Origin of the sequence: Chitinophaga agrisoli (assembly GCF_008386695.1) — a bacterium.
GTDB classification, from domain to species: domain Bacteria; phylum Bacteroidota; class Bacteroidia; order Chitinophagales; family Chitinophagaceae; genus Chitinophaga; species Chitinophaga agrisoli.
This window is the reverse complement of the sequence record NZ_VUOC01000003.1, coordinates 922,463-943,285: the sequence shown is the minus strand read 5'-3', so window position 1 is coordinate 943,285 and position 20,823 is coordinate 922,463. Positions and strand designations below refer to the sequence as shown.

12 protein-coding genes are annotated in these 20,823 nt (G+C 49.2%); 5 read left to right on the top strand and 7 right to left on the bottom strand.

The window, feature by feature from the left end:
- Positions 1 to 375: 375 nt before the first annotated feature.
- Both F0L74_RS19220 and F0L74_RS19215 read left to right on the top strand, forming a co-directional pair.
- The gene (locus tag F0L74_RS19220) at positions 376 to 2,055 is read left to right on the top strand and encodes a helix-hairpin-helix domain-containing protein (RefSeq protein ID WP_149839494.1); all 1,680 of its coding nucleotides are present in this window, start codon (positions 376 to 378) and stop codon (positions 2,053 to 2,055) included.
- 28 nt (positions 2,056 to 2,083) lie between these two features.
- Positions 2,084 to 2,581 carry a GNAT family N-acetyltransferase gene (locus tag F0L74_RS19215; protein WP_149839493.1) on the top strand — a complete coding sequence of 166 codons (498 nt, stop codon included), beginning with the start codon at positions 2,084 to 2,086 and terminating at the stop codon, positions 2,579 to 2,581.
- 325 nt (positions 2,582 to 2,906) lie between these two features.
- Here the strand turns inward: F0L74_RS19215 and F0L74_RS19210 are convergent, their stop codons facing one another.
- Both F0L74_RS19210 and F0L74_RS19205 read right to left on the bottom strand, forming a co-directional pair.
- A complete protein-coding gene (locus tag F0L74_RS19210) occupies positions 2,907 to 3,848 on the bottom strand; it encodes a PorP/SprF family type IX secretion system membrane protein (RefSeq protein WP_149839492.1) in 942 nt (313 codons plus the stop codon).
- Between the two features lie 2 nt (positions 3,849 to 3,850).
- Complete coding sequence (locus F0L74_RS19205) at positions 3,851 to 9,871, bottom strand: Calx-beta domain-containing protein (protein WP_188316068.1); 6,021 nt, start codon at positions 9,869 to 9,871, stop codon at positions 3,851 to 3,853.
- 554 nt (positions 9,872 to 10,425) lie between these two features.
- Between F0L74_RS19205 and ahcY the strand changes: the two genes are divergently transcribed.
- Together ahcY and F0L74_RS19195 are read left to right on the top strand one after the other, a co-directional pair.
- On the top strand, positions 10,426 to 11,754 hold the full coding sequence (gene ahcY / locus F0L74_RS19200; protein ID WP_149839490.1) for an adenosylhomocysteinase: 1,329 nt from the start codon (positions 10,426 to 10,428) through the stop codon (positions 11,752 to 11,754).
- Positions 11,755 to 11,859: 105 nt separating this feature from the next.
- Complete coding sequence (locus F0L74_RS19195; protein ID WP_149839489.1) at positions 11,860 to 12,591, top strand: pyridoxine 5'-phosphate synthase; 732 nt, start codon at positions 11,860 to 11,862, stop codon at positions 12,589 to 12,591.
- Positions 12,592 to 12,720: 129 nt separating this feature from the next.
- Here F0L74_RS19195 and porQ read toward each other — a convergent pair whose 3' ends face one another.
- The 5 genes from porQ to F0L74_RS19170 all read right to left on the bottom strand — a co-directional run bounded on the left by porQ (position 12,721) and on the right by F0L74_RS19170 (position 19,759).
- Positions 12,721 to 13,779 carry a type IX secretion system protein PorQ gene (porQ, locus tag F0L74_RS19190; RefSeq protein ID WP_149839488.1) on the bottom strand — a complete coding sequence of 353 codons (1,059 nt, stop codon included), beginning with the start codon at positions 13,777 to 13,779 and terminating at the stop codon, positions 12,721 to 12,723.
- Positions 13,780 to 13,957: 178 nt separating this feature from the next.
- Positions 13,958 to 16,360, bottom strand: a complete 2,403-nt coding sequence (lon, locus tag F0L74_RS19185; RefSeq protein WP_149839487.1) for an endopeptidase La — start codon at positions 16,358 to 16,360, stop codon at positions 13,958 to 13,960.
- Positions 16,361 to 16,605: 245 nt separating this feature from the next.
- Positions 16,606 to 17,223 (bottom strand): porin family protein, encoded by a 618-nt coding sequence (locus F0L74_RS19180; RefSeq protein WP_149839486.1) that lies wholly within the window; start codon positions 17,221 to 17,223, stop codon positions 16,606 to 16,608.
- Positions 17,224 to 17,408: 185 nt separating this feature from the next.
- The gene (locus F0L74_RS19175) at positions 17,409 to 18,380 is read right to left on the bottom strand and encodes a hypothetical protein (protein WP_149839485.1); all 972 of its coding nucleotides are present in this window, start codon (positions 18,378 to 18,380) and stop codon (positions 17,409 to 17,411) included.
- A gap of 113 nt (positions 18,381 to 18,493) precedes the next feature.
- Positions 18,494 to 19,759 (bottom strand): metallophosphoesterase, encoded by a 1,266-nt coding sequence (locus F0L74_RS19170; protein WP_149839484.1) that lies wholly within the window; start codon positions 19,757 to 19,759, stop codon positions 18,494 to 18,496.
- Positions 19,760 to 20,024: 265 nt separating this feature from the next.
- Here F0L74_RS19170 and F0L74_RS19165 point away from each other — a divergent pair, with 265 nt between their 5' ends.
- Complete coding sequence (locus F0L74_RS19165; RefSeq protein ID WP_149839483.1) at positions 20,025 to 20,705, top strand: metal-dependent hydrolase; 681 nt, start codon at positions 20,025 to 20,027, stop codon at positions 20,703 to 20,705.
- Positions 20,706 to 20,823 lie beyond the last annotated feature (118 nt).

The window sequence follows — 20,823 nt, the reverse complement described above, 5'->3', positions numbered from 1 at the left end:
CTGCTCCTAAAAAGAAAGCTGCCGCTAAGAAGAAACCTTCTGCCCCGACAGCTCCGTCAGCTCCCTCTACTCCGGCCATGTAAGACTGGATTTACAACTTGTAGTATAAAGGTCCCGGTTAATAACCGGGATCTTTTTTTGTGCCCTATACCCCAACAGTCAGGTTGCTTTTTATGCCATATATCTCATATTATACACGCTGATAGCCGGGCTTTTACGCCATATACCTCCAATTGCATATATACCAGCTGGGATTGCTTAATTCTTATCGTCCCGGCTGTACCAATTACCAGGATCTTTTTGTACCCTATATATACCTCAAATCGTAAATGTTAATTAGCTTGCGATCTGTAGCAAACAGCTAAACGCGCTTTTATGGATAACTATACGATAGCGGATAATTTCTCCCTCCTGTCTAAGCTGATGGAAATACATGGCGAGGACAGTTTTAAAGCCAAATCATTTGCCACCGCGGCCTTTACCATAGAAAAACTGCCTGCGCAGCTGAAGGAAACAGCCGCGGAAGACATTGCCCGTATTAAAGGCATTGGCAGCTCCACCAACAAAGCTATACAGGAAATGCTGCAGACAGGGCAGCTGTCCCTGCTGGAAGGATTTATTGTAAAAACCCCTCCGGGTATACTGGAAATGCTGAAGATAAAGGGCCTGGGACCTAAAAAAATAGCCACTATCTGGAAGGAACTGGAGGTAGAGAACCTGGGCGAACTGCTGTATGCCTGTAACGAGAACCGCCTGATGCTGCTGAAAGGCTTTGGTCAAAAAACACAGGACAACGTAAAACAAAGTATAGAATTCTACTTTTCCAACCGGGAACGGTTCCTGTATGCAGAGGTAGCCGGCCTGGCGCAGGAACTGGAAAAACGGCTGCAACAGCTGCTGGCCCCGGCCCTGGTATCACTTACCGGACAGATACGCCGTACAGAGATCATTATTGACGAGATTGAACTGGTAGCCGCCGTGCCGGCCAGCACGCTGGAACAACAGCTGGGCGCCATACCGGCCTTTAGCCTGGTAGAAGCTACGGACAACTCCCAGCTATGGAAACACGAACAGCAGGTAAAAATAAGGATCTACCCGTGCCTGCCAGACCAGTTTGCTCAAACGCTGTTCATCACCACCGCGGATGCGGCTTTCCTGGAACATTTTGACGCCGGTGGCACGGCGGCTGCACTCATAGAAGGCAGCACCTCAGAAGCCGCCATCTTCGAAAAAGCTGGCATGGATTACATTGAGCCCTGTATGCGCAACGGCGGCCTGGCGCTGGACCTGGCCAAACGCGGCCAGCTGCCTAAACTGATCGTACCGGAAGACATTAAGGGCATCATCCACTCCCATAGCCAATGGAGCGACGGCATAAATACACTGGAGGAAATGGCGGCCGCCGCCAAGGCACAGGGCCTGGAGTACCTGGTGATCAGCGATCACTCCCGCTCCGCTTTTTATGCCAACGGCCTTACGGAAGAACGTATACTGGCCCAGCATGCGCTGATAGATGAGCTGAATAAAACGCTGGCGCCCTTCCGCATCTTCAAAAGCATAGAAGCAGATATATTATACGATGGCAACCTGGACTATTCAGATGAGGTACTGGCCAGTTTTGACCTGGTAATAGCTTCCGTGCACTCCATCTTAAAGATGACGGAAGAAAAGGCAATGGCCCGCCTGCTAAAAGCCATAGAGAACCCATATACCACCATCCTGGGGCATATGACCGGCCGTCTGTTGCTGAGCCGTAACGGTTATCCCGTAGATCATCAAAAGATCGTTGACGCCTGTGTAGCCAACGGCGTAGTGATAGAACTGAACGCTCACCCCCGCCGCCTGGATATAGACTGGCAATGGCTGCCTTATGCCATAGAAAAGAATGCTATTATCTCTATTGATCCGGATGCACATAGCATTGAGGGCTACCGCGATATCTATTACGGTACCCTGGCCGCCCGCAAAGGCGGACTAACCAAAGAAAGGAACCTGAGCAGCTTTAGCCGGGCAGAGCTGGAGCAATACCTGCAACAGCGACGCTCCAGATTATAAATACTGATATTACTACTTAATGAAGCCAATGAATTTACAGATAAAAGACGCCAGCGTAGCCCAGATCCCGTTGATACAGGAGCTGACAGAACAGATATGGCGCCCAACTTACGAGTCAATACTCACGCCGGAGCAGATCAGTTACATGCTGGATATGATGTACAGCACCACTTCCTTAACCCGGCAGATAAGCGAACAGGGGCACCGTTTTATCCTTTTATATGATGAAGCAAGGCCTATTGGCTTTGCGGCTTACAGCACCACAGATACCGATGGCATCCAGAAGCTGCATAAGATCTACCTGCATAGCGATTACCAGGGAAAACGGGTTGGCAAATTCTTTATGGAGGCCGTAATAGACCGTGTAAAAGCAGCCGGAGCGCATACCCTTGAGCTGGATGTGAACCGGCATAATAAGGCGCGTTTATTTTACGAGCGGCAAGGATTTACCATCCTGAAGGAAAAAGATACCCATATCGGGAATGGCTATGAGATGAATGATTATGTTATGCGGAAGGCGTTATAGCTGAAACCATAAAAAAGCAGCCTGATAAGAAATATCAGGCTGATTCCCATGTTAACCATTAAAAAGACACAACTTCATTTTACGTTTTTGATGCTTTGCTAAGTGTATCCGGTAATAAGCTTGTCTATTAATTATTTACGACAACCAGGTAGCTGCGGATTTGGTCATTTCCCCTTTTCTTTGAAACTCATATAATACACTCATAACTAACGGATAATGCATAAACAAAAAGTTCCCGTAGCGGTCATGCTACGGGAACGTCCGGTTTAAAAGCAGGTGTATATCGATTAACAGATCGCGTAATTAGCCATTACGCGCAACAAAATTAGAAGTAACGGGGTAATAGCTCCTGTTCTGAGGACCAGGTAAAGCGGTAGCTTACCAGTAGCTCATGAGAGGAGGCCTGTGCCCCTTTCAGGTTGGATGATAGCGGCGTATCATAAGAATAGCCCAACTGCAGGTTGGGGTTAAGCTGCACCTGCACCATACCCGCAACGGTCTTTTCTGACCGGTAAGAGAGCCCCACCCATACCATTTCCTTGATCAGCATGCTCATATTAATATCAAATCCTAAACTGGCGCCGTCTACCCTCCTCAGCTGAACACTGGGCTTTATTTTTGTCTCCTCCCCTGCATCAAACAGGTAACCGCCCTGCAGGTAATAATGTGTTTTGTATACCAGCTTATTTACCTTGTTCCCTACATCAAAACTCTGGAAGGTAGGGGAAGAAAGACCTACATAAAAACGGTCGTTAAATAGCATAAACCCAAAGCCTACATCGGTTTTAAAATAGCTGGCATTATCTGCAAACACCGGGTCTGTGGTGGTAAGATCCGTGTTATTTTCGCGGAACTGGGACATACCTAACTTTAAGCCCAACGCCAGGCGCAGGGTTTCGTTAAAATAGATACGCTGGGAGATATGAAAGTTTAAGGAGGTGCGTGACTGTACTGTTATCTTCTCATTCATGGCAGAAAAGCCAAGACTGGTATTGGTGGATTTAAAAGGCGTATAGAAAGAGAAATTGATCGTTTTGGGGGCGCCATCTACTCCTACCCATTGGTTACGGCCCACCAGCGTAAGGGCAGCCGCTTCATCCACACTGGAATAGGCAGGATTGACAACCATCATATTCTGCTGGTATTGTGTATAGATAGGATCCTGCTGCGCCGATGCCGGCAAATAGCAGCACCCTGCCAGGAGCAACGTTGCCAGCAGCCTGAAAAGGCGTTTATGCACTTTCATGATCGATTTCTCAACGTTCATCTCTATTGTCTTTTAATCACTATATACCCTGTATACTGGTCTTTATTACCGGCCCTGTCTGTGAGGTGTACGATAAAGAAGTAAGAACCGTCGGTTACTTCCTTACCAGCGTTGTTAAGACCCTTAAAGCTATTGTCCTTGTTATCGTAACCCGTCATTTTAAACACAACGCCACCCCACCTGTTAATGATGATCACCTCATTATCCGGGTACTTTTCGATGTTCTCAATATACATAGCGTCATTGCCCTTGCCATCTCCATTGGGGGATACTGCCGGGTGTACCCTGATCAGGCCACCGTTGCTGTTTACCCAGCGGCCATCCGTGATCCAGCCTTCTACGGAATCAGGTACGCCGTCATTATCAGAGTCCAGATCCAGGAAGTTGGGGATACCGTCGCCATCAGCGTCATCATCCGTTGGGTCATTATTGCCGTTACGGTCTTCCCTGCCATCTGTTATGCCGTCTTTATCAGTATCGCAGGTGGGACAGAAAGGATCGTCATTCAGTATAATACCTACCGCGGAATCCGGCGCGGCGGTTACCGGTACATTCTGATTGGAGCTTACAGTAGGCGTCAGCAGTTTTACGCTCAGCCTTTCCGGCCTTTCAAATACGCTGTCTCCCATAATGGATACCGGTATATAGGCCACCAGTTCACCAGGGTTCACCACGATCGGTTTCATCACGCTGTCAAAGTCAATACCTGGTTTAGCGGAGCCTAATAATCCCCAGGTATCTGATATAGAGAACCTGTAGGGCATTGACACCGGGCGGCTACTGGGCCTGCTGAGCCTTACCTCAAAGGTGAGCGAGTTTTCGCCATCCTGGCTGCCTTCGTTCACGCTGTATTCTGATTCGCTGAATGACAGCGTCAGGGGATCATTTTCTTTCACGCCTACATCCACTTTACCTGTACCGGGCGTATAATGATTAAGGCCGCCGGAAGGATCCGGGAGTACCTCCAGGTATATAAACCCGTTATCGTCATTTGTGAAGTTATCTACAGAAGTTACGGTAAAGGTATGCTCCATTTCACCGGCCGGCATGCTGACTATTATGGTGCTGCCATTGCCGTTGATAATGCCTTCGCTGCTGGTAATGGTTCTGGCGGTATCATGCACTATTTTCAGGAAGATGGGCATGGATGAGGTGCTGACGCTGGTCGCCCTGATCGTTATCTGCACGCTGCCGCCTTCCATGATGGAATCCGCGGGTACGGCGGAAAGATCTACCGTCATGTTATCATCATCATTCAGGGCCACACTCACCTGTGAGGGGGCGCCCAGGGGCCAGGTAACACCGGTCATAGTGCTGGTAACATTCTGGAGGCTGATGTTGATCTGCTCAACATCCTCTACCAGTTTATCATCCAGCGGATCTATATTCACTACTACCCCATTCTGCCCTGCGGGGATGGTAACTGAACCAGACAGCGCTTTATAGTCTGTACCGGAGATAGCGCTACCTGTGACATTATAGGTCACCTGCACGTCCTTTACCACCGTGAAGTTGTTATCAGAGAAGCGTATACGGAAAGATCCCTGTTGCGCGGGCTCTGCGGCATCTGCTATTTTCTCTACTATCATGCTGCGGCCGGGGGCATTGCCTTCGTCATCCGCAATATTTACGGTGATGGTGGAGTCGTCTACCGGGAAGTCTAAAGGACCGCCATTCTTTGGCATCTGGGCCTTTTTCAGCGTTAACGTAACAGTCTCATCACCTTCCATCAGCTTATCGTCTACTACTGTAACCGGAATGGTTACGCTGTTAGTATTTGCTTTAATAACGGCAGAACTTCCTGTCACTTTCCAGTCAGTACCAGTGGCGGTACCGCCCAGTGTAAAGTTGATGTTGATATCTGAGCCTGCTTTCTCCGCACCGGGCAGTTTAATAAGAATACCTCCGTTGGTGGACGGTTCTGCCGCATCTGCGGTTTTGCTGGCCGTTATCTCCATCACTGTTTCCGGGATAGTAATAGTAGCCGGCGATGTTATTTTATAGGTGGCCGGCACGGCAGCTTTCAGCTGCAATTTCTCAGTGCCCTCTACCACATTATCATTTATTATGGTAAGCGTTTGCTGTACCTGGTTAGTACCAGCAGGCAGCGTTACGGTAGTGGGAAGACCACTGTAATCCGCCGCTACGGCGCTAAAGCTGGCATCCGGCGCTATATTGATGCTGATGGCAGTGGAGCTGGTGATATCGGGCTTCACAAAACCAATTGTCACCTTAGCGCTGCTACCTTCGTGCATTACCGTAGAATCCACCAGTACCTGCAGTTGCAGGTTTGTGGGGTCCTTACTGGTCTGGTCATCTATAAACACATCCAGGTTATTGGCGCTTATACCTGCAAAGCCGCTTACAGCGCCTTTTACCCTGATAAGCTCCTGCGGCTCCAGTATATTATCTGCTAAAGTAGTAAGCGTAATATCCTGGAAATTCTCACCCGGGTTAAGGGTAATGGTTACAGGCAGACCGGTATAATCCGTTGCGCCAGCGGTAGACGCGGCATCAGCGGAAATAGTCACCTGCATGGGTTTATAAGGCGTAATACCAGCCGGCAACGCCACCCTTACGGTATAGTTACTACCTTCCACTACCTTATTACCGGCGGAGAATGGCTGCGGTTGTAAGGTGATCTTAGGATTGCTGCCATCTTTTATCGTGATCGTTAACGGGCTGGTGGAGAAACCAACAGCGCTGGCTTTAACGATGAGCGTTTCATCATCCTCAAGCAGGTTGTCCGGAGTGGCCAGTATCGCCTGCGGGAATGTAACGGAGCCTGTGCCCTGTTTGATCACCACAGTGGCCGGCAGTGCGGAATGCTCCCCATCCCCTGCTGTGGATGTTGCATCTTTGCTGATAACCACCGGTATATCGTAGCTGGTTTTCTTGCCATTGGGCAATGCTACGGTCACCATAGCGCCAGTGGTACTGCCTTCTGTTATGGTGGTATTGTCCGCGCTCAGGGATAGCGGCATATTGGCCACCATATCCTTGTCTTTTAAAGTAACGGCCGTAGTGACAAAGGTCATGCCTGGCAGATCCGTAGTGGAACCATCGATCACCAAGGTCTCGTCTGTTTCCAGCAAACCATCTGCGGCTATATTCATGGTAGCGCTTACCGCGGCATTGGTCTTATCCAGCGGTGGTATGGATGCAAAGCTATAGTCTGCATTCACGGCCGTAGAACCGGTACCTGTTTTTGCGGTGATATTGATGGGCACTTCCGTGGTAACGCCTGCCGGCAGGCTAAAGGTGACGGCGTATCCGCTGCCTTCATCCATCTGGGCCTGCTGGGCCGCAATGGTGATCACTTTATTGGCCGGATCATCCCCGGTAGCATCTGTAATACTTGCACTGGCGGAGGATACCGTTAAACCGGAAATGGTACTGGAAGCGCCATCCAGCGTAAAGCTCTCTGCTTTTTCCAGGATCTGGTCCGTTTTGGCGGTAATAAAGTCCGGTATGGTCACCTCACGCTGGCCCACCGGTATGGTAATGGACGATGAGGCCAGTGTAAAGTCCGTAGCGCTGGCCGCAGAGGCCGCGTTCCGGGTAAGGTTCACGACGATAGGTTTGCCGGCCTTAATATCATTCACAAATCCTACTTTGACCCCGGCGGTGCTGCCTTCTTTTACAGGGCTGCCGGTAATACTAAGCTGGAGCTTATAATTGGCCGGGTCTGCAGTGGTAGCATCTATTATAGTGAGCGTATAGGGTTTTATAGCATAATCTCCGGAATTACCGCTGAGGATCAGCGTTTCATTACCTTCCAGCAGGTCATCTATCACCGCGCTTAAGGTAAATGATACGGTGCTGGCGCCCGCTGGTATCGTTAAGTCAACGGGGGCCGGCAGGGGATTCAGGTCACTGATATCTGCCGCGCCGCCTGCAGTTAGCGTAAGCGGAATATCCGCGCTGGCCAGGGTGCCGCTGGGCAGGCTAATGGTGAAGGTGATGCCGGCGCCGCCTTCTGTGATGGTGGTTTGCCCTTTGTCTGGCTGCAATGTAAGCGAATTGGCGTCATCGTCCAGAATCTGGATATCGTATGGCGCAAAATCATATACACGGGAGAGACCATCACTGGCTATAGCAGTTACGTGTAATTTCTCAGTGCCTTCTGCCAGGTTATCATCCAGTACAGTGAATGGTACTGTTGAAGAATTGCCGCTGGTGATCAAAATTACGTTACTGCCAATGGTATAATCTGCGGCAGAAGCGGTGGATGCAGGATCACCATGGAGGGCGCCCAGGGTAATGCCGATAGGCACATCTGTAGTAACGCCCGGCGGCAGAGAGAATTGCAGGCCGCCTATATAGGGCTCTGACACGGTAACGCCGGGTACAGGCCGCATGGTGATGGCCCGGTTAGCCGGATCATCATAGGTGCGGTCCTTGATCGCGACGGAGCCGCTGGCTGTTTGCGCAGTAGCCAGCACAGTCGCATCTGCCTGGATCTCCAGTGTTTCCGGATATTCCAGGATCTTATCGGTGAGGGCCTGTATAGAGAAGGTAGCTGAGTTAGTATTTTGTTTGATCACCACATTCAGCAACGGATCAATGTCTGCTGCGGAAGCGGTAGAAGTGGTTTTACGTGTGAGGGTTACCGTAATATCGGAAGCGGCATTTACACCGGCAGGGAGGCTCACCGTGCCATTAGCAGAGGAGCCTTCGTCTATTTCCGTAGGCATGGTGAGTGTGATAGAGCGCGGCTCATCATCCAGGATCTTATAAACGCATTTATTGGCGGAGGTATTTACCTTCACCAGGTTATTATTAACGGCATCGTCCAGGGCAAATTCCACTTCACGGTTATTCTCCAGGGCGGTATTGCCCAGGATCATAATGGCGCTATCTACATCTATCAATACTCCGGCTTTTGGATAGACGCCTGCGGGAATCACAATGCCTCTTTTATATTCATAGTCCACGCCGGCAACAGCAGGGTTTGCGCCTGAAGGGGCTGCCTTCAGGGGAACATATAGGGGGGCGGTTGTTGTAATGGCGGTACCCAGCGAATTATTATTGAATACCTTTAGCTTTAAGCCTTGTATAATGTGCCTGTTGTCTCCTTCCTGGCCTTCCGCAGTAGGCTTTTCAAATTGAACGGTGAGCTGCCTGGTGGCCTGTGCCGGGATGGTATCCAGCTGCACCCCGTCCAGATCGGCCACGTTATTACCATATCCTGCGAGGATACGCGCCACATGCGTTCTTTCCGCGTTAAAACTGCCTCCGTTGAAGTCACCCAGCTGTTTATGCACAACGATACCGTTTTCGGTACCGTCATAACTGTTATTATATATATTATCCAGGAACGCATTTATGGGTACGTTCATCATACCCGCGGCATCTGTAGCATGGATGGAGTGAAAACCTCCCTTCATGCGGAACATATGGGCACGGGGATATGGATAACCGCTCAAACAGGCATCATCACGGTATACCCCTACTGTATTAAAGGGGGGAAAATCCGGGGCGAGCGCCTTTGAGCACACACTGTTTCCACCCCAGTCAGTACCGCTTACGCCAAGTACGGCGTGTTCTGCCAGGTAAAGGTGACCTACCGTGGTAATGATATCGGGAACGCCAACGGCTACTGTATAGTCTAATATAAAATAAGGTTGATCCTTTACATAGGTCATGGTGAGGATAACGGTCACCTTTCCTGAATTCTGGTAGTTAGGGATATTACCTACCATCTGTATTTTCCAAGGGGTAACAGCGCTGCCGGTACCAGATTTAGGAGAAATAAAGTCCCAGCTAACCTTATTGATCTTACGTATATCTTCCCAGAAGTACTGATCGATGCCTATGTAGGTGGTGATGCCCCTGGGATCGTCTGAACCTTCGTAGGTTTCGCTGAGGCCCAGTCTTGAAACGCGGTAGGAACCGTCGGTCATGATCTCTATCTTCAACCCAGGGTCTGCAATGGTACCGCCGTTTTCGTTAATCGTTTCAACCACCTGTGCACTTACACTACTCCCTGCCAGCAGAAAAAGCGTTACTACCAGCTGCATCCGCAGCCAATAAAACGCTTTTGTGCAAACTGCACCGGCTTTGACCTTTTTTGTACAGAATAAAACTGACAAGGCGTGTAAATCTCTAATCATCCATCATATTTTAGATCCAACAGATACAGGTGTATTAACCTCTTTTTTTGAAAAACCTGTTACACCTGTTACATGACTATTGCTGTGCTGATGTGTCCAAATGCCATTCTGTATTTGCAGGTAGGCCTTAATTATCAACACATTAGCACCGGTAAACCGGGGTAAACGCGCTAATATTTAAAGCCTAGTCATATTATATAATACACGAATTTATACAAAATAAATATATTAAAACAATTAAATTTAATTTATCCACACTATGTGCACAAGTACTGAAGTGCCTGCTTACAGGGTAATTCAGCTACAGTGAAGGGTTACCGTCAGAATTTTTTTCCGGAAGGATGTGGAAAACCTGGGGGTAACAGAACAAACTACTATGGTTTTGTGCTAATGTGGATTTTTCTACTGAGCGGTGGGTGATAAGGTAAAATAAAAGTAGATTTGCGCAAAACCGTAAAAGAATGTCAACAATCGCTAAATCAAACATTGACTTTAGCCTTCAATATAAGGTGAAGGATATGTCTTTGGCCGAATGGGGTCGTAAGGAAATAGAGCTGGCAGAAGCAGAAATGCCAGGCCTGATGTCTTTAAGACAAGAATATGGCGCTTCCCAGCCTTTAAAGGGCGCCCGGATAGCCGGCTGTCTGCATATGACCATCCAGACTGCCGTATTAATTGAGACGCTGGTTCACCTGGGCGCCGAAGTACGCTGGAGCTCCTGCAACATATTCTCTACCCAGGATCATGCTGCCGCTGCTATTGCTGCTGCCGGCGTGCCTGTTTTTGCCTGGAAGGGTATGAATGCAGAAGAATTTGACTGGTGTATTGAGCAGACCCTGTTTTTTGGCGGCGCTGACCGTCCGCTGAACATGATCCTGGATGATGGCGGCGACCTGACCAATATGGTGCTGGACACTTACACTGAGCTGATACAGCATATCAAAGGCCTGAGCGAAGAAACCACTACCGGCGTACACCGCCTGTATGAGCGTATGAAGAATGGTACGCTGCCTTTGCCTGCTATCAACATCAATGACTCTGTTACCAAGTCAAAATTTGATAATAAATATGGCTGCCGCGAGTCCTGTGTGGACGCTATCCGCCGCGCTACCGATGTAATGATCGCTGGTAAGGTGGCTGTAGTGGCCGGCTTTGGCGATGTGGGCAAAGGCTCTGCCGAATCACTGAGAGGCGCTGGCGCCCGTGTGATCGTAACGGAGATAGATCCTATCTGCGCATTACAGGCTGCTATGGAAGGTTATGAGGTGAAGAAGATGGCTGACGCCGTAAAAGAAGCAGACATCATCGTTACCACTACCGGTTGCCGTGATATCATCACCGGCGAGCACTTTAAAGCAATGAAAGACAAGTGTATCGTATCCAATATCGGTCACTTTGACATTGAGATCGATGTTGCCTGGCTGAACAAAAACTATGGCAAGACCAAAGTGGAGATCAAACCTCAGGTAGATAAATATACGATCGACGGCAAGGACATTATCCTGCTGGCAGAAGGCCGCCTGGTGAACCTGGGCTGCGCTACCGGCCACCCTTCTTTCGTAATGAGTAACTCCTTTACCAACCAGGTACTGGCTCAGCTGGAACTGTGGACTAACGGAGGCAACTACGAAAACAAGGTATATGTGCTGCCTAAGCACCTGGATGAGAAGGTAGCCCGTCTGCACCTGAAGAAAGTAGGCGTGGAACTGGATGTGCTGACCTCCGTACAGTCTGAATACCTGGGTATTCCTGCTGAAGGTCCGTACAAGCCTGATTACTACCGTTATTAATCATTCGTACAATGATACCCGGAGGCCGTGTTTTACCAAAGACACGGCCTTCATTATTCTGTAATCATCCGTCTTAAATTATTCATTGTTCTTTACCTTTGCCGCATGACCAAGCTAAGTGTTAACATTAACAAGTTTGCTACCCTCCGCAATGCCCGTGGCGGCAATCTCCCGGATCTGTTAAAAGTAGCGCAGGATTGTGAGCGTTTCGGCGCTGAAGGCATTACCGTACACCCCCGCCCGGACGAACGGCATATCCGCTACCAGGATGTATGGGACCTTAAACCGCTTGTTACCACTGAGTTCAATATAGAAGGTTACCCGTCCAAAGAATTTATGGACCTGGTGCTGGCTGTAAAACCGCATCAATGTACGCTGGTGCCTGACCCGCCCGATGCGATCACCTCCAATACCGGCTGGGATACGGTTGTCCACCAATCCTTTCTGCAGGAAGTGATAGGCGAGCTGAAAAAAGCCGGCATCCGGGTATCTATTTTCCTGAATGCGGAAGTAGATAAGGTAGCAGGGGCCAAAAGTGCCGGCGCCGACCGTATAGAGCTATATACCGGCCCTTACGCTGAAGAATATACCAATGCCCGTACCCAACCGCAGAACCTGCAGTTGTTCAATGACTACAAAAACACCGCCCGTGAAGCTACCCACCTGGGACTTGATCTGAATGCGGGCCATGATCTGAACCTGGATAATCTCCGTTTCTTTAAACTGCATATCCCCCAACTGAAAGAAGTATCCATTGGCCATGCGCTTGTATGCGATGCGTTATACCTGGGGCTGGAGAATACCATACAGCTGTATAAACGGCAACTGGTGGATTGAGGATAGGATCATGAAGGTTTGAACGCTTTTACCCCGGCGTTCAACGCTTTTACCCTAAGGAGTGAACGCTTTTAATACGAGTTGCATACGGGTTGCATATGGGAAAACCATGGGTGGGATAGAACAGATCTACTCTTTGACCAATAACCCCCACTGCTGTAATGGGATATTAATGCCCAGCTGATTAAAAGCGTTTGCCCGCTGATACCAGGAACGGGCATACCTTAACTGCAATTTCTTTGTAATGATACCTATACCGGCGGCAAAGCCGCTAAGCCCCTGCTGCCCGGATACTGCCAGCTCCTGCCGGCGTAAATGGTTATAAGACACTGTTAACTCCACATAACGGCCTACCTCGTACTGCGCAGCCAATACCATATGCCTGAATAATTTATCCACCGTTTTGCCGCCTGCACCGGTGGTATCTCCGTCTGATATTACGATACCATCTTCCATAGCAGGATCCGCATAACGGACATCGAACTGGTAGAGATGGTGCAGGGTAGCTGATAATTGCAGGGGCAGATGCTGGAGGCGTTTGGAAATACCTACCTGCAGGTCAAAAGGCAGGGGCTCCTGCCCTCCCCCGGTTACGTAGGTGCGCAACTGGACGCCCATATTCCGGGCTGTGAGCCCGATCTGCAGCTGATGGGCGGTATCCTGGTAGGTGATGCCCACATCCGCCGCCAGGCCGGCGGCGCTATATTGCTGGTAACGGGACTGTATAAACTTGAGGTTGACGCCGTAATGCCATCTTTCCAGGTATTGACGGCTGGCGGTAAGCTGCCAGGCGATATCCCGGGGGCTAAAGGCGCCCTGCACATTGCCTGCGGCATCTGTTTGCGTAAGGGTACCATAATGTACATACTGTACGCTGGCCGCAAAGGTGGTTTGAATGCCGGTGGCGTCATAGCCCAGCATACAATGGCCGTATTTAACATCCGCGAAGTAGCTGGTATAGTTGGCCTGCAGGTGCGCATGCATAGAAGGGCGCAGCAGGGCCGGGTTGCCCATGGCCAGCGAAAGATCGCTGGTATTCTGCTGGCTCACGTTCATGCTGCCCAGGGCTGTTATCTGGGGAGCCGCCGGCAGATCAAGGAAAGGGAAAACGCTTTTACCACCCAGTACCTGCGCGGTAAGTGACTGGCAGCATAGGATACAGCAAAAAAGGGCGGCGAGCTTACGCATGAGGGCGCAAAATAGCAATAATCTTAAAATAATAACAGGCACAATAAAGCCCCGGTTTTACGGCCGGGGCTTTATCGAACCCTTAAAACAATCAACATGAAGTTCACTTCCTGATAACAACAAAACAGAAGGGAACTTTATAATTAGTTGCCCCCATGATTGGGGGCAATCTTAACACTTACTTCTTTAATAACGCTATTTCGAGCACTTGGTTCATTTCTTTTACAAAATGGAACTTCAGGCCCTTGATATAGTCAGGATTAATGTCGTTAATATCTTTCTCGTTCTGCCAGCAGAGTATGATCTCCTTGATACCGGCGCGTTTAGCGGCCAGGATCTTTTCCTTGATACCTCCTACCGGCAGCACCTGTCCACGGAGGGTGATCTCGCCCGTCATGGCCAGGTAGGATTTTACCTTACGGCCAGTGTAGGCGGATGAAAGGGCGGTGAGCATGGTAACGCCTGCGCTGGGGCCATCCTTGGGCACCGCGCCTTCCGGCACGTGCACATGCACATTCTTATGGGAGAATACCTTGGGATCGATCTTATACTGGGTGGCGTTTGCCTGCAGGTAGCTGAGGGCCGTGGAGGCAGATTCCTTCATTACATTGCCCAGGTTACCGGTAAGCTTTAATTCGCCCTTACCGTCGCTAAGGCTGGTTTCTATGAACAGGATGTCGCCGCCTACATAAGTCCAGGCGAGGCCTACAGCCACACCCGGCGGGTTGCCCACTTTATATAACTCGTTGGAGTAGCGTGATTTACCTAATATTTTGGCCACAGTTTCCTCCGTGAGGGTATCCGGGATCTTGTGCTCCAGGGCTACGTCTTTTGCCAGGGAACGCATAATGGAGGCCAGCAGGCGGTCCAGCTCGCGCACGCCGCTTTCGCGCGTATAGTCCTGCACTATGCGGGACAGGACCTGACCGGGGAACTTCATTTTGAGGTCCTTAAGGCCATGCGCTTCCCGCTGTTTGGGCACCAGGTGCCGTTTGGCTATCTCCACTTTTTCCTCTACAGAGTAACCGCTGAGGTCAATGATCTCGAGACGGTCGCGCAGGGCTGGATTAATAGCGCTGAGATTATTGGCGGTAGCAATGAACAATACCTTGCTCAGATCATATTCCAGCTCCAGGTAGTTATCGTAAAAAGTACTGTTCTGTTCAGGATCCAGCACTTCCAGGAGGGCAGAGCTGGGATCGCCGCGGAAATCGTTACCGATCTTATCGATCTCGTCCAGGATCATGACCGGGTTAGACGATTTTATTTTGCGGATGGACTGCAAAATGCGGCCAGGCATCGCCCCAATATATGTTTTACGGTGCCCACGGATCTCGCTCTCATCATGCAGGCCACCCAGGCTTAAGCGTACATATTTGCGGCCAATAGCATTGGCGATAGAACGGCCCAGGGAGGTTTTACCAATACCCGGAGGGCCTACAAAGCAAAGAATAGGCGATTTCATATCACCCTTCAGTTTAAGTACGGCCAGGTATTCCAGGATACGTTCCTTGATCTTATCCATGCCGTAGTGGTCATGGTCCAATACTTTCTGGGCTTTCTTCAGATCGTAGCTATCCTGGGTGTACTCTCCCCAGGGGAGGTCCAGCATCAGGTCAAGGTGGTTGTATACCACGCTATAGTCCGGGGTGCTGGGGTGCATACGCTCTAACTTCTCGGATCCTTTGCGGAACAGGTCTGCGGCGGCCTCTGACCATTTCTTGGTTTCTGCCTTGCGCTGCATTTCCTTTACTTCGCGGTCGTTGGAATCACCGCCCAGCTCCTCTTTGATGGATTTAAGCTGCTGTTGCAGGAAGTATTCCCGCTGCTGCTTATCGAGGTCCGCCTTGGTCTTGTTGGTGATCTTATTCTTCAACTCCGCCAGCTGCAGCTCTACCTGCAGCAGTTTGAGCAGGGTTTCTGCGCGGGTGCGGAGATTATTGATTTCCAGCAGTTCCTGTTTGTCCTTTATCTCGCTGTTGAGGTTAGAGGATACAAAGTGTACCAGGAAAGCTGCATTTTCTATGTTCTTGAGTATTACGCTGGCCTCGGAAGGCAGGTTGGGCGAGAGCTGTATGATCTGGCCGGCCAGGTCTTTAATGGAAGAAATATAGGCCTCAAATTCTGCATCGTTTTCCCCTACTTCGTCGTGCAGCACGGTGATGTTGGCCTTAAAGTATGGATCTTCTGTAGTAATAGCGTCTATATTGAAACGTTTGCGGCCCTGTATGATGATGGTGGTACCGCCATCCGGCATTTTTATCAGCTTAACGATCCGGGCTACGGTGCCTACGTTTGCCAAATCGGCAATAATAGGGTCCTCTACCGTACTGTCTTTTTGCGCTACCACACCAATCAATTTGTCAGTCCGGTAAGCATCATTCACTGCCTTGATAGATTTATCCCTTCCAACGGTGATAGGCAGTACCACACCTGGAAACAATACAGTATTTCTTAAAGGTAGTATGGCCAGTTCCTGGGGTATTTTATCGTCTTCCGCGCTGTCTCCGTCTTCATTCAAAGGGATAATAGGCATAAACTCCATCTCTTCTTCCGAATTCGCTAAATAAAATCTATTCATCGCAATAGTTTAATTCCATGAAGGTAGACAATTTGTCAGCTTGACTTCATTGCCACCTGGTATTTTTAGTATTCCCCTATAGTGTTCAAGGATAGTGCCATTAATAATATGCGGATGCGCACATGTGCGGATGTGCAGATGGGTGAATGGGGTTAAATGTGCGGATGGGGCCAGGTAAAAATGCCTCCAAAAGTTTTTAAGCTTTGGAGGCATTTCACTATTGATACAATTTACAAACCGTTGTGTTACAGCGTAACACCTACACCCAGCTGGATGGACTGGTTTTTCCAGTTGCTGCTGTTTGCTACATCGCCGGCGTTCTTTACGTCTGTGAAGCCAATGATGTAACGGGCGCTTACGTTGATAATGGGCAGCTGCAGCCATAAACCGGCTACGCCAGCCACATCACCACCTTTGAAGGCGTCTTTTGTTCCCTGTAAGGCGTCCTTACCGCTAAGCAGGGCACTGAACTGGGGACCTACCTGCAGTTTCAAACGGGGCGTACCCAGGTTGATGTTCGCCAGCAAGGGAATGCTCAGGTAATTGAGGCTGATCTTTTTGTTGTTATTGTCCGGATCATTCAGGTTATCTGTGTTATAGACCTCGCTGAATTTGTCCGTAGTTTTTGTTTTGGTGGAAGAGAAGATCAGTTCTCCCTGCACACCAAAACCTTTTACGAGGTTTACCTGTGCAAAACCACCCAGGTGATAACCCAGCTTAAAGCCATCGTTGTAGCCCTCACCGTCGATCTTACCGAGGTTAGCGCCACCTTTGATACCAAATCTCAGTAATCTATCCTGGGCATGGAGTGTGGAGAAGGCAGTGATTCCCAATACTGCCATCGCAAGAAACAGTTTTTTCATGTGTGATCTTATTTGATTTTTAATAGCCTAGATTTTTGTTACCACGTGATGTGGATGACTGCATGGATTTTTTGTGTAACACATGGTACCTGATAGTAGCATGTGAAGACATTGTAACGCAAAATCTATGCTACTTTTCTTTCTTATTAAAAAAGTGCGCACAACACAATAAAAAAACGAGTCATTTATAAATTGAAGCTTACCCGGGCGGTGAAGTAGGTCATGAAATTGCGGTCTTCGCCCTGCAGGGGTTTAAAAAGCGTATAGGAGGGAGCGAAAGTAAACTTGCCAATGATATAGGAGAGATTGACGGTAAAATCCAGTGCGCGCGGCTCAAAGCCAGTACCATCTTCTGATTCCACTGCCAGTCCATTCCCTTTTTTCTTACTTTCCTGGATATCCTGTTTCATTTTAGCAGAACGGGCAATGTATTGAAAGGCTTTCAGGTTGCTATAGTAGTGTGCGGTGCCTGCTGTGAATCCTAATGAGGGGGTTAATAACACGGCGTCATCAAACTTGAGCACATCCATGAACATAAAGGGGTGGCGAAGGGCGAAGATGACATTAAAATCCCGGGCGGAGGTAGTGCTGGTGACCTCTGTACCTAACCGGCGGTTGCGGCCCAGGCGGCGGAATTCCGTATACTTATCGGTTTGCTGCCCCCAACCATAATCCAGGCTGATACCCGGCTGCAGCCACCAGCTGCGATAGTAGAAATAAGCAAACAGCTCATTCTTAATAGGGGTAGCCGGAACATCGCTGGAATCTGCGAAGAAGTAACGGGTATACGAAATGCCGGTCAGGAACTTCCGGTTTTTCGTGTAGTCGTATCCCAAAGAGAAATCCCATTCAAACCAAGGGTTCTTTTCCGTATCGAACAGGTAATATGCGCTTAATGAACCGGAGAAACCGGATTTATGATAGTAGGCAATTGAGGGCGACAGAAAGGTCTTCATCACAATAGGCTGGTCGAAGTTGGCCGTTTTACTGCCGTAAGCGGGGTTATTGCCATAGCCCATGGTTACCAGCGCCTCGTTCTTCTGTCTTTTTTGTAAAAGAGAATCCAGCTGCCTTTCCAGGTCGGCCAATGACTGTGCTGCTACTATACGGCTACAGCCCAATAGGGATAGCAATAAAATGCACCGGTGTTTCCACATGTTTTTTACGAGTGTACCACGGTGCAAGATACAGAATTACGGATTACCAATATGGGACCAGGCAGGGAATAACCAGGTATGGTCATCCCCCCTGCCTGGTGACGGTTATTTGTTTATGCCAGCTCAATAAGGGTGATCTCCGGGAGGATGCCTACGCGGCCGGGATAGCCCAGGAAACCAAAACCGCGGTTCACATACAGGCGTTGGGAGCCCTGTTTGTATAAACCGGCCCATTCCTTATAGAAATATTGGGCGGGGCTCCATTTTACGCCGGGTATCTCTACGCCAAACTGCATACCGTGCGTATGGCCCGCCAGCATAAGGTCAATATCCGGGTAATCTGTCCGTACCTGCGCATCCCAATGGGTGGGATCATGGGAGAGCAATATTTTGAAGGGAATGTGGGCGCTGCCCTCGTAAGCTTTTTTCAGGTCGCCGTATTTAGGGAAACGGCTCATAGCGCTCCAGTTCTCAATGCCGATAAGGGCGATCTGCTCCCCATCCTTTTCCAGCACTACGTGCTCATTCATGAGCAGGCGCCAGCCCAGCTGGCCATGGATCTGTTTAAGATGCTCCAGGTTCTGTGCGCGTTGTGCGCTGAAGCCGGTCTGGTCCCTGTCCGGCCACGGGTAATAATCGCCATAATCATGGTTACCGAGGGTGGAAAATACGCCCAGGGGCGCTTTTACCTTGTTGAAGATCTCCATGTAGGGCTCCATTTCCAGGGCGCGGTCATTTACCAGGTCTCCGGTAAAAAGGATCAGATCTGCCTGCTGTGCATTGATCATCTCGATCCCTTTCATGACAGCCGGCGTGTTATTGAAGCTGCCGGAGTGGATATCTGAGATCTGCACGATGCGGAGCCCTTTAAAGGCAGCCGGCAGGTTCTTAAATGCCAGTTTTATCTTATGAACCCTATAATTATACTTGTTAGAAAACCCATATGTAAGGGTAGCAAAGAGGCCGCCTCCCAGTAAAAGACCGGTTTTGGTCAGGAACTGTGAACGGGTGATACCGTTGATATCCCTGCCTGGATCCGCCACGGGCTGGGAGCCAAAGCGCTGGATAAGCCATTGTACACCCCGGCGCAAATCATCCATAAGCAGGAAAACAACGGTAATGGCCTTGGCCAGCACGAGGCCGATAAGGATTGCCATTACATAGGAGCGGACGATGGGTTTCCAGTCGTGCCAGTTGAGATAGGGCAATAATATGATGGTAGCCAGACAACTGAGGGATACCAGCCAGTATATGCCATATACAAGGCCGCGGGTACGGGGAGCGGACCCATTCATGATGGCCCTTATGCCCATAAAAACGTATATATCCAGACAAATGATCAGTACAATAAGCACCACCGAATTCAAACCTGAGCGCATGATAAAAGTAAAGTTAGGTCAAATTGAAAAGACGAACGGGTAAACGGTATATTGTATCCCTCCATCAAAAATTCTGCTAAGAATGGAGGGGCGGCAGGGCTGATTGCACAATAAACTCATTATCATGCTATTAACATCGAACTCCACGATTTTTTGTGAATAAATAAATAAACCGCTCCGGCTTATATTTGTCTAATCGTTGTATTTTTGTCACATTCGGGAAGTTATATTAATAATGTATCATTCAGCCTAAACCAGTTCGCCGATGCAATTTACTTATTACGGTCATTCTTGTTTCGCAGTGGAAGTTGGGGGCAAAAGGATCTTATTTGACCCTTTTATCACCTATAATGACCTGGCTAAAGCTGTGGATGTCAATACAATAGTTGCTGACTACATTTTTATTTCCCATGGACATGAGGATCATGTGGCTGACCTGGTGAACCTGGCCCGCCGCACTAATGCAACGGTAGTAGGCAGCTTTGAGGTTGCGACCTGGGCCGGCAGGCAGGGTATTGAGAATACGCATCCCATGAATACGGGCGGCAAATGGCAGTTTGATTTTGGCACGGTAAAGTGTGTAGTGGCCCACCATTCCAGCGGGTTACCGGATGGCTCCTACGGAGGCAACCCAATGGGCTTTATTTTTACTACGGAAACCGGTAATTTCTACTATAGCGGAGATACGGCCCTTACCTTTGATATGGAGCTGGTGCCGCGGTTTGCCAAATTAGATTTTGCGGTGCTGCCTATTGGCGATAATTTTACCATGGGGGTAGAGGATGCTATCATCGCCGCAGAATTCATTGAATGCAAACGCATTATTGGCGTACATTACGATACGTTTGGTTATATAAAGATCGATACCGCCAAAGCAAAGCAGGCCTTTGCGGACGCGGGACTGGAGTTGTTGCTGCCGGCTATTAACAGCAGTGTGGAGGTGTGAGAGAGATTGGTTTACTGTAGAAACGGGCTTCATCAAGGTTAAAATTGAACCAGCAGAAGCATTACCCGCTAAAATTTTTATTATCCTATTATCCTATTATTACCTTAGTACATTTTAA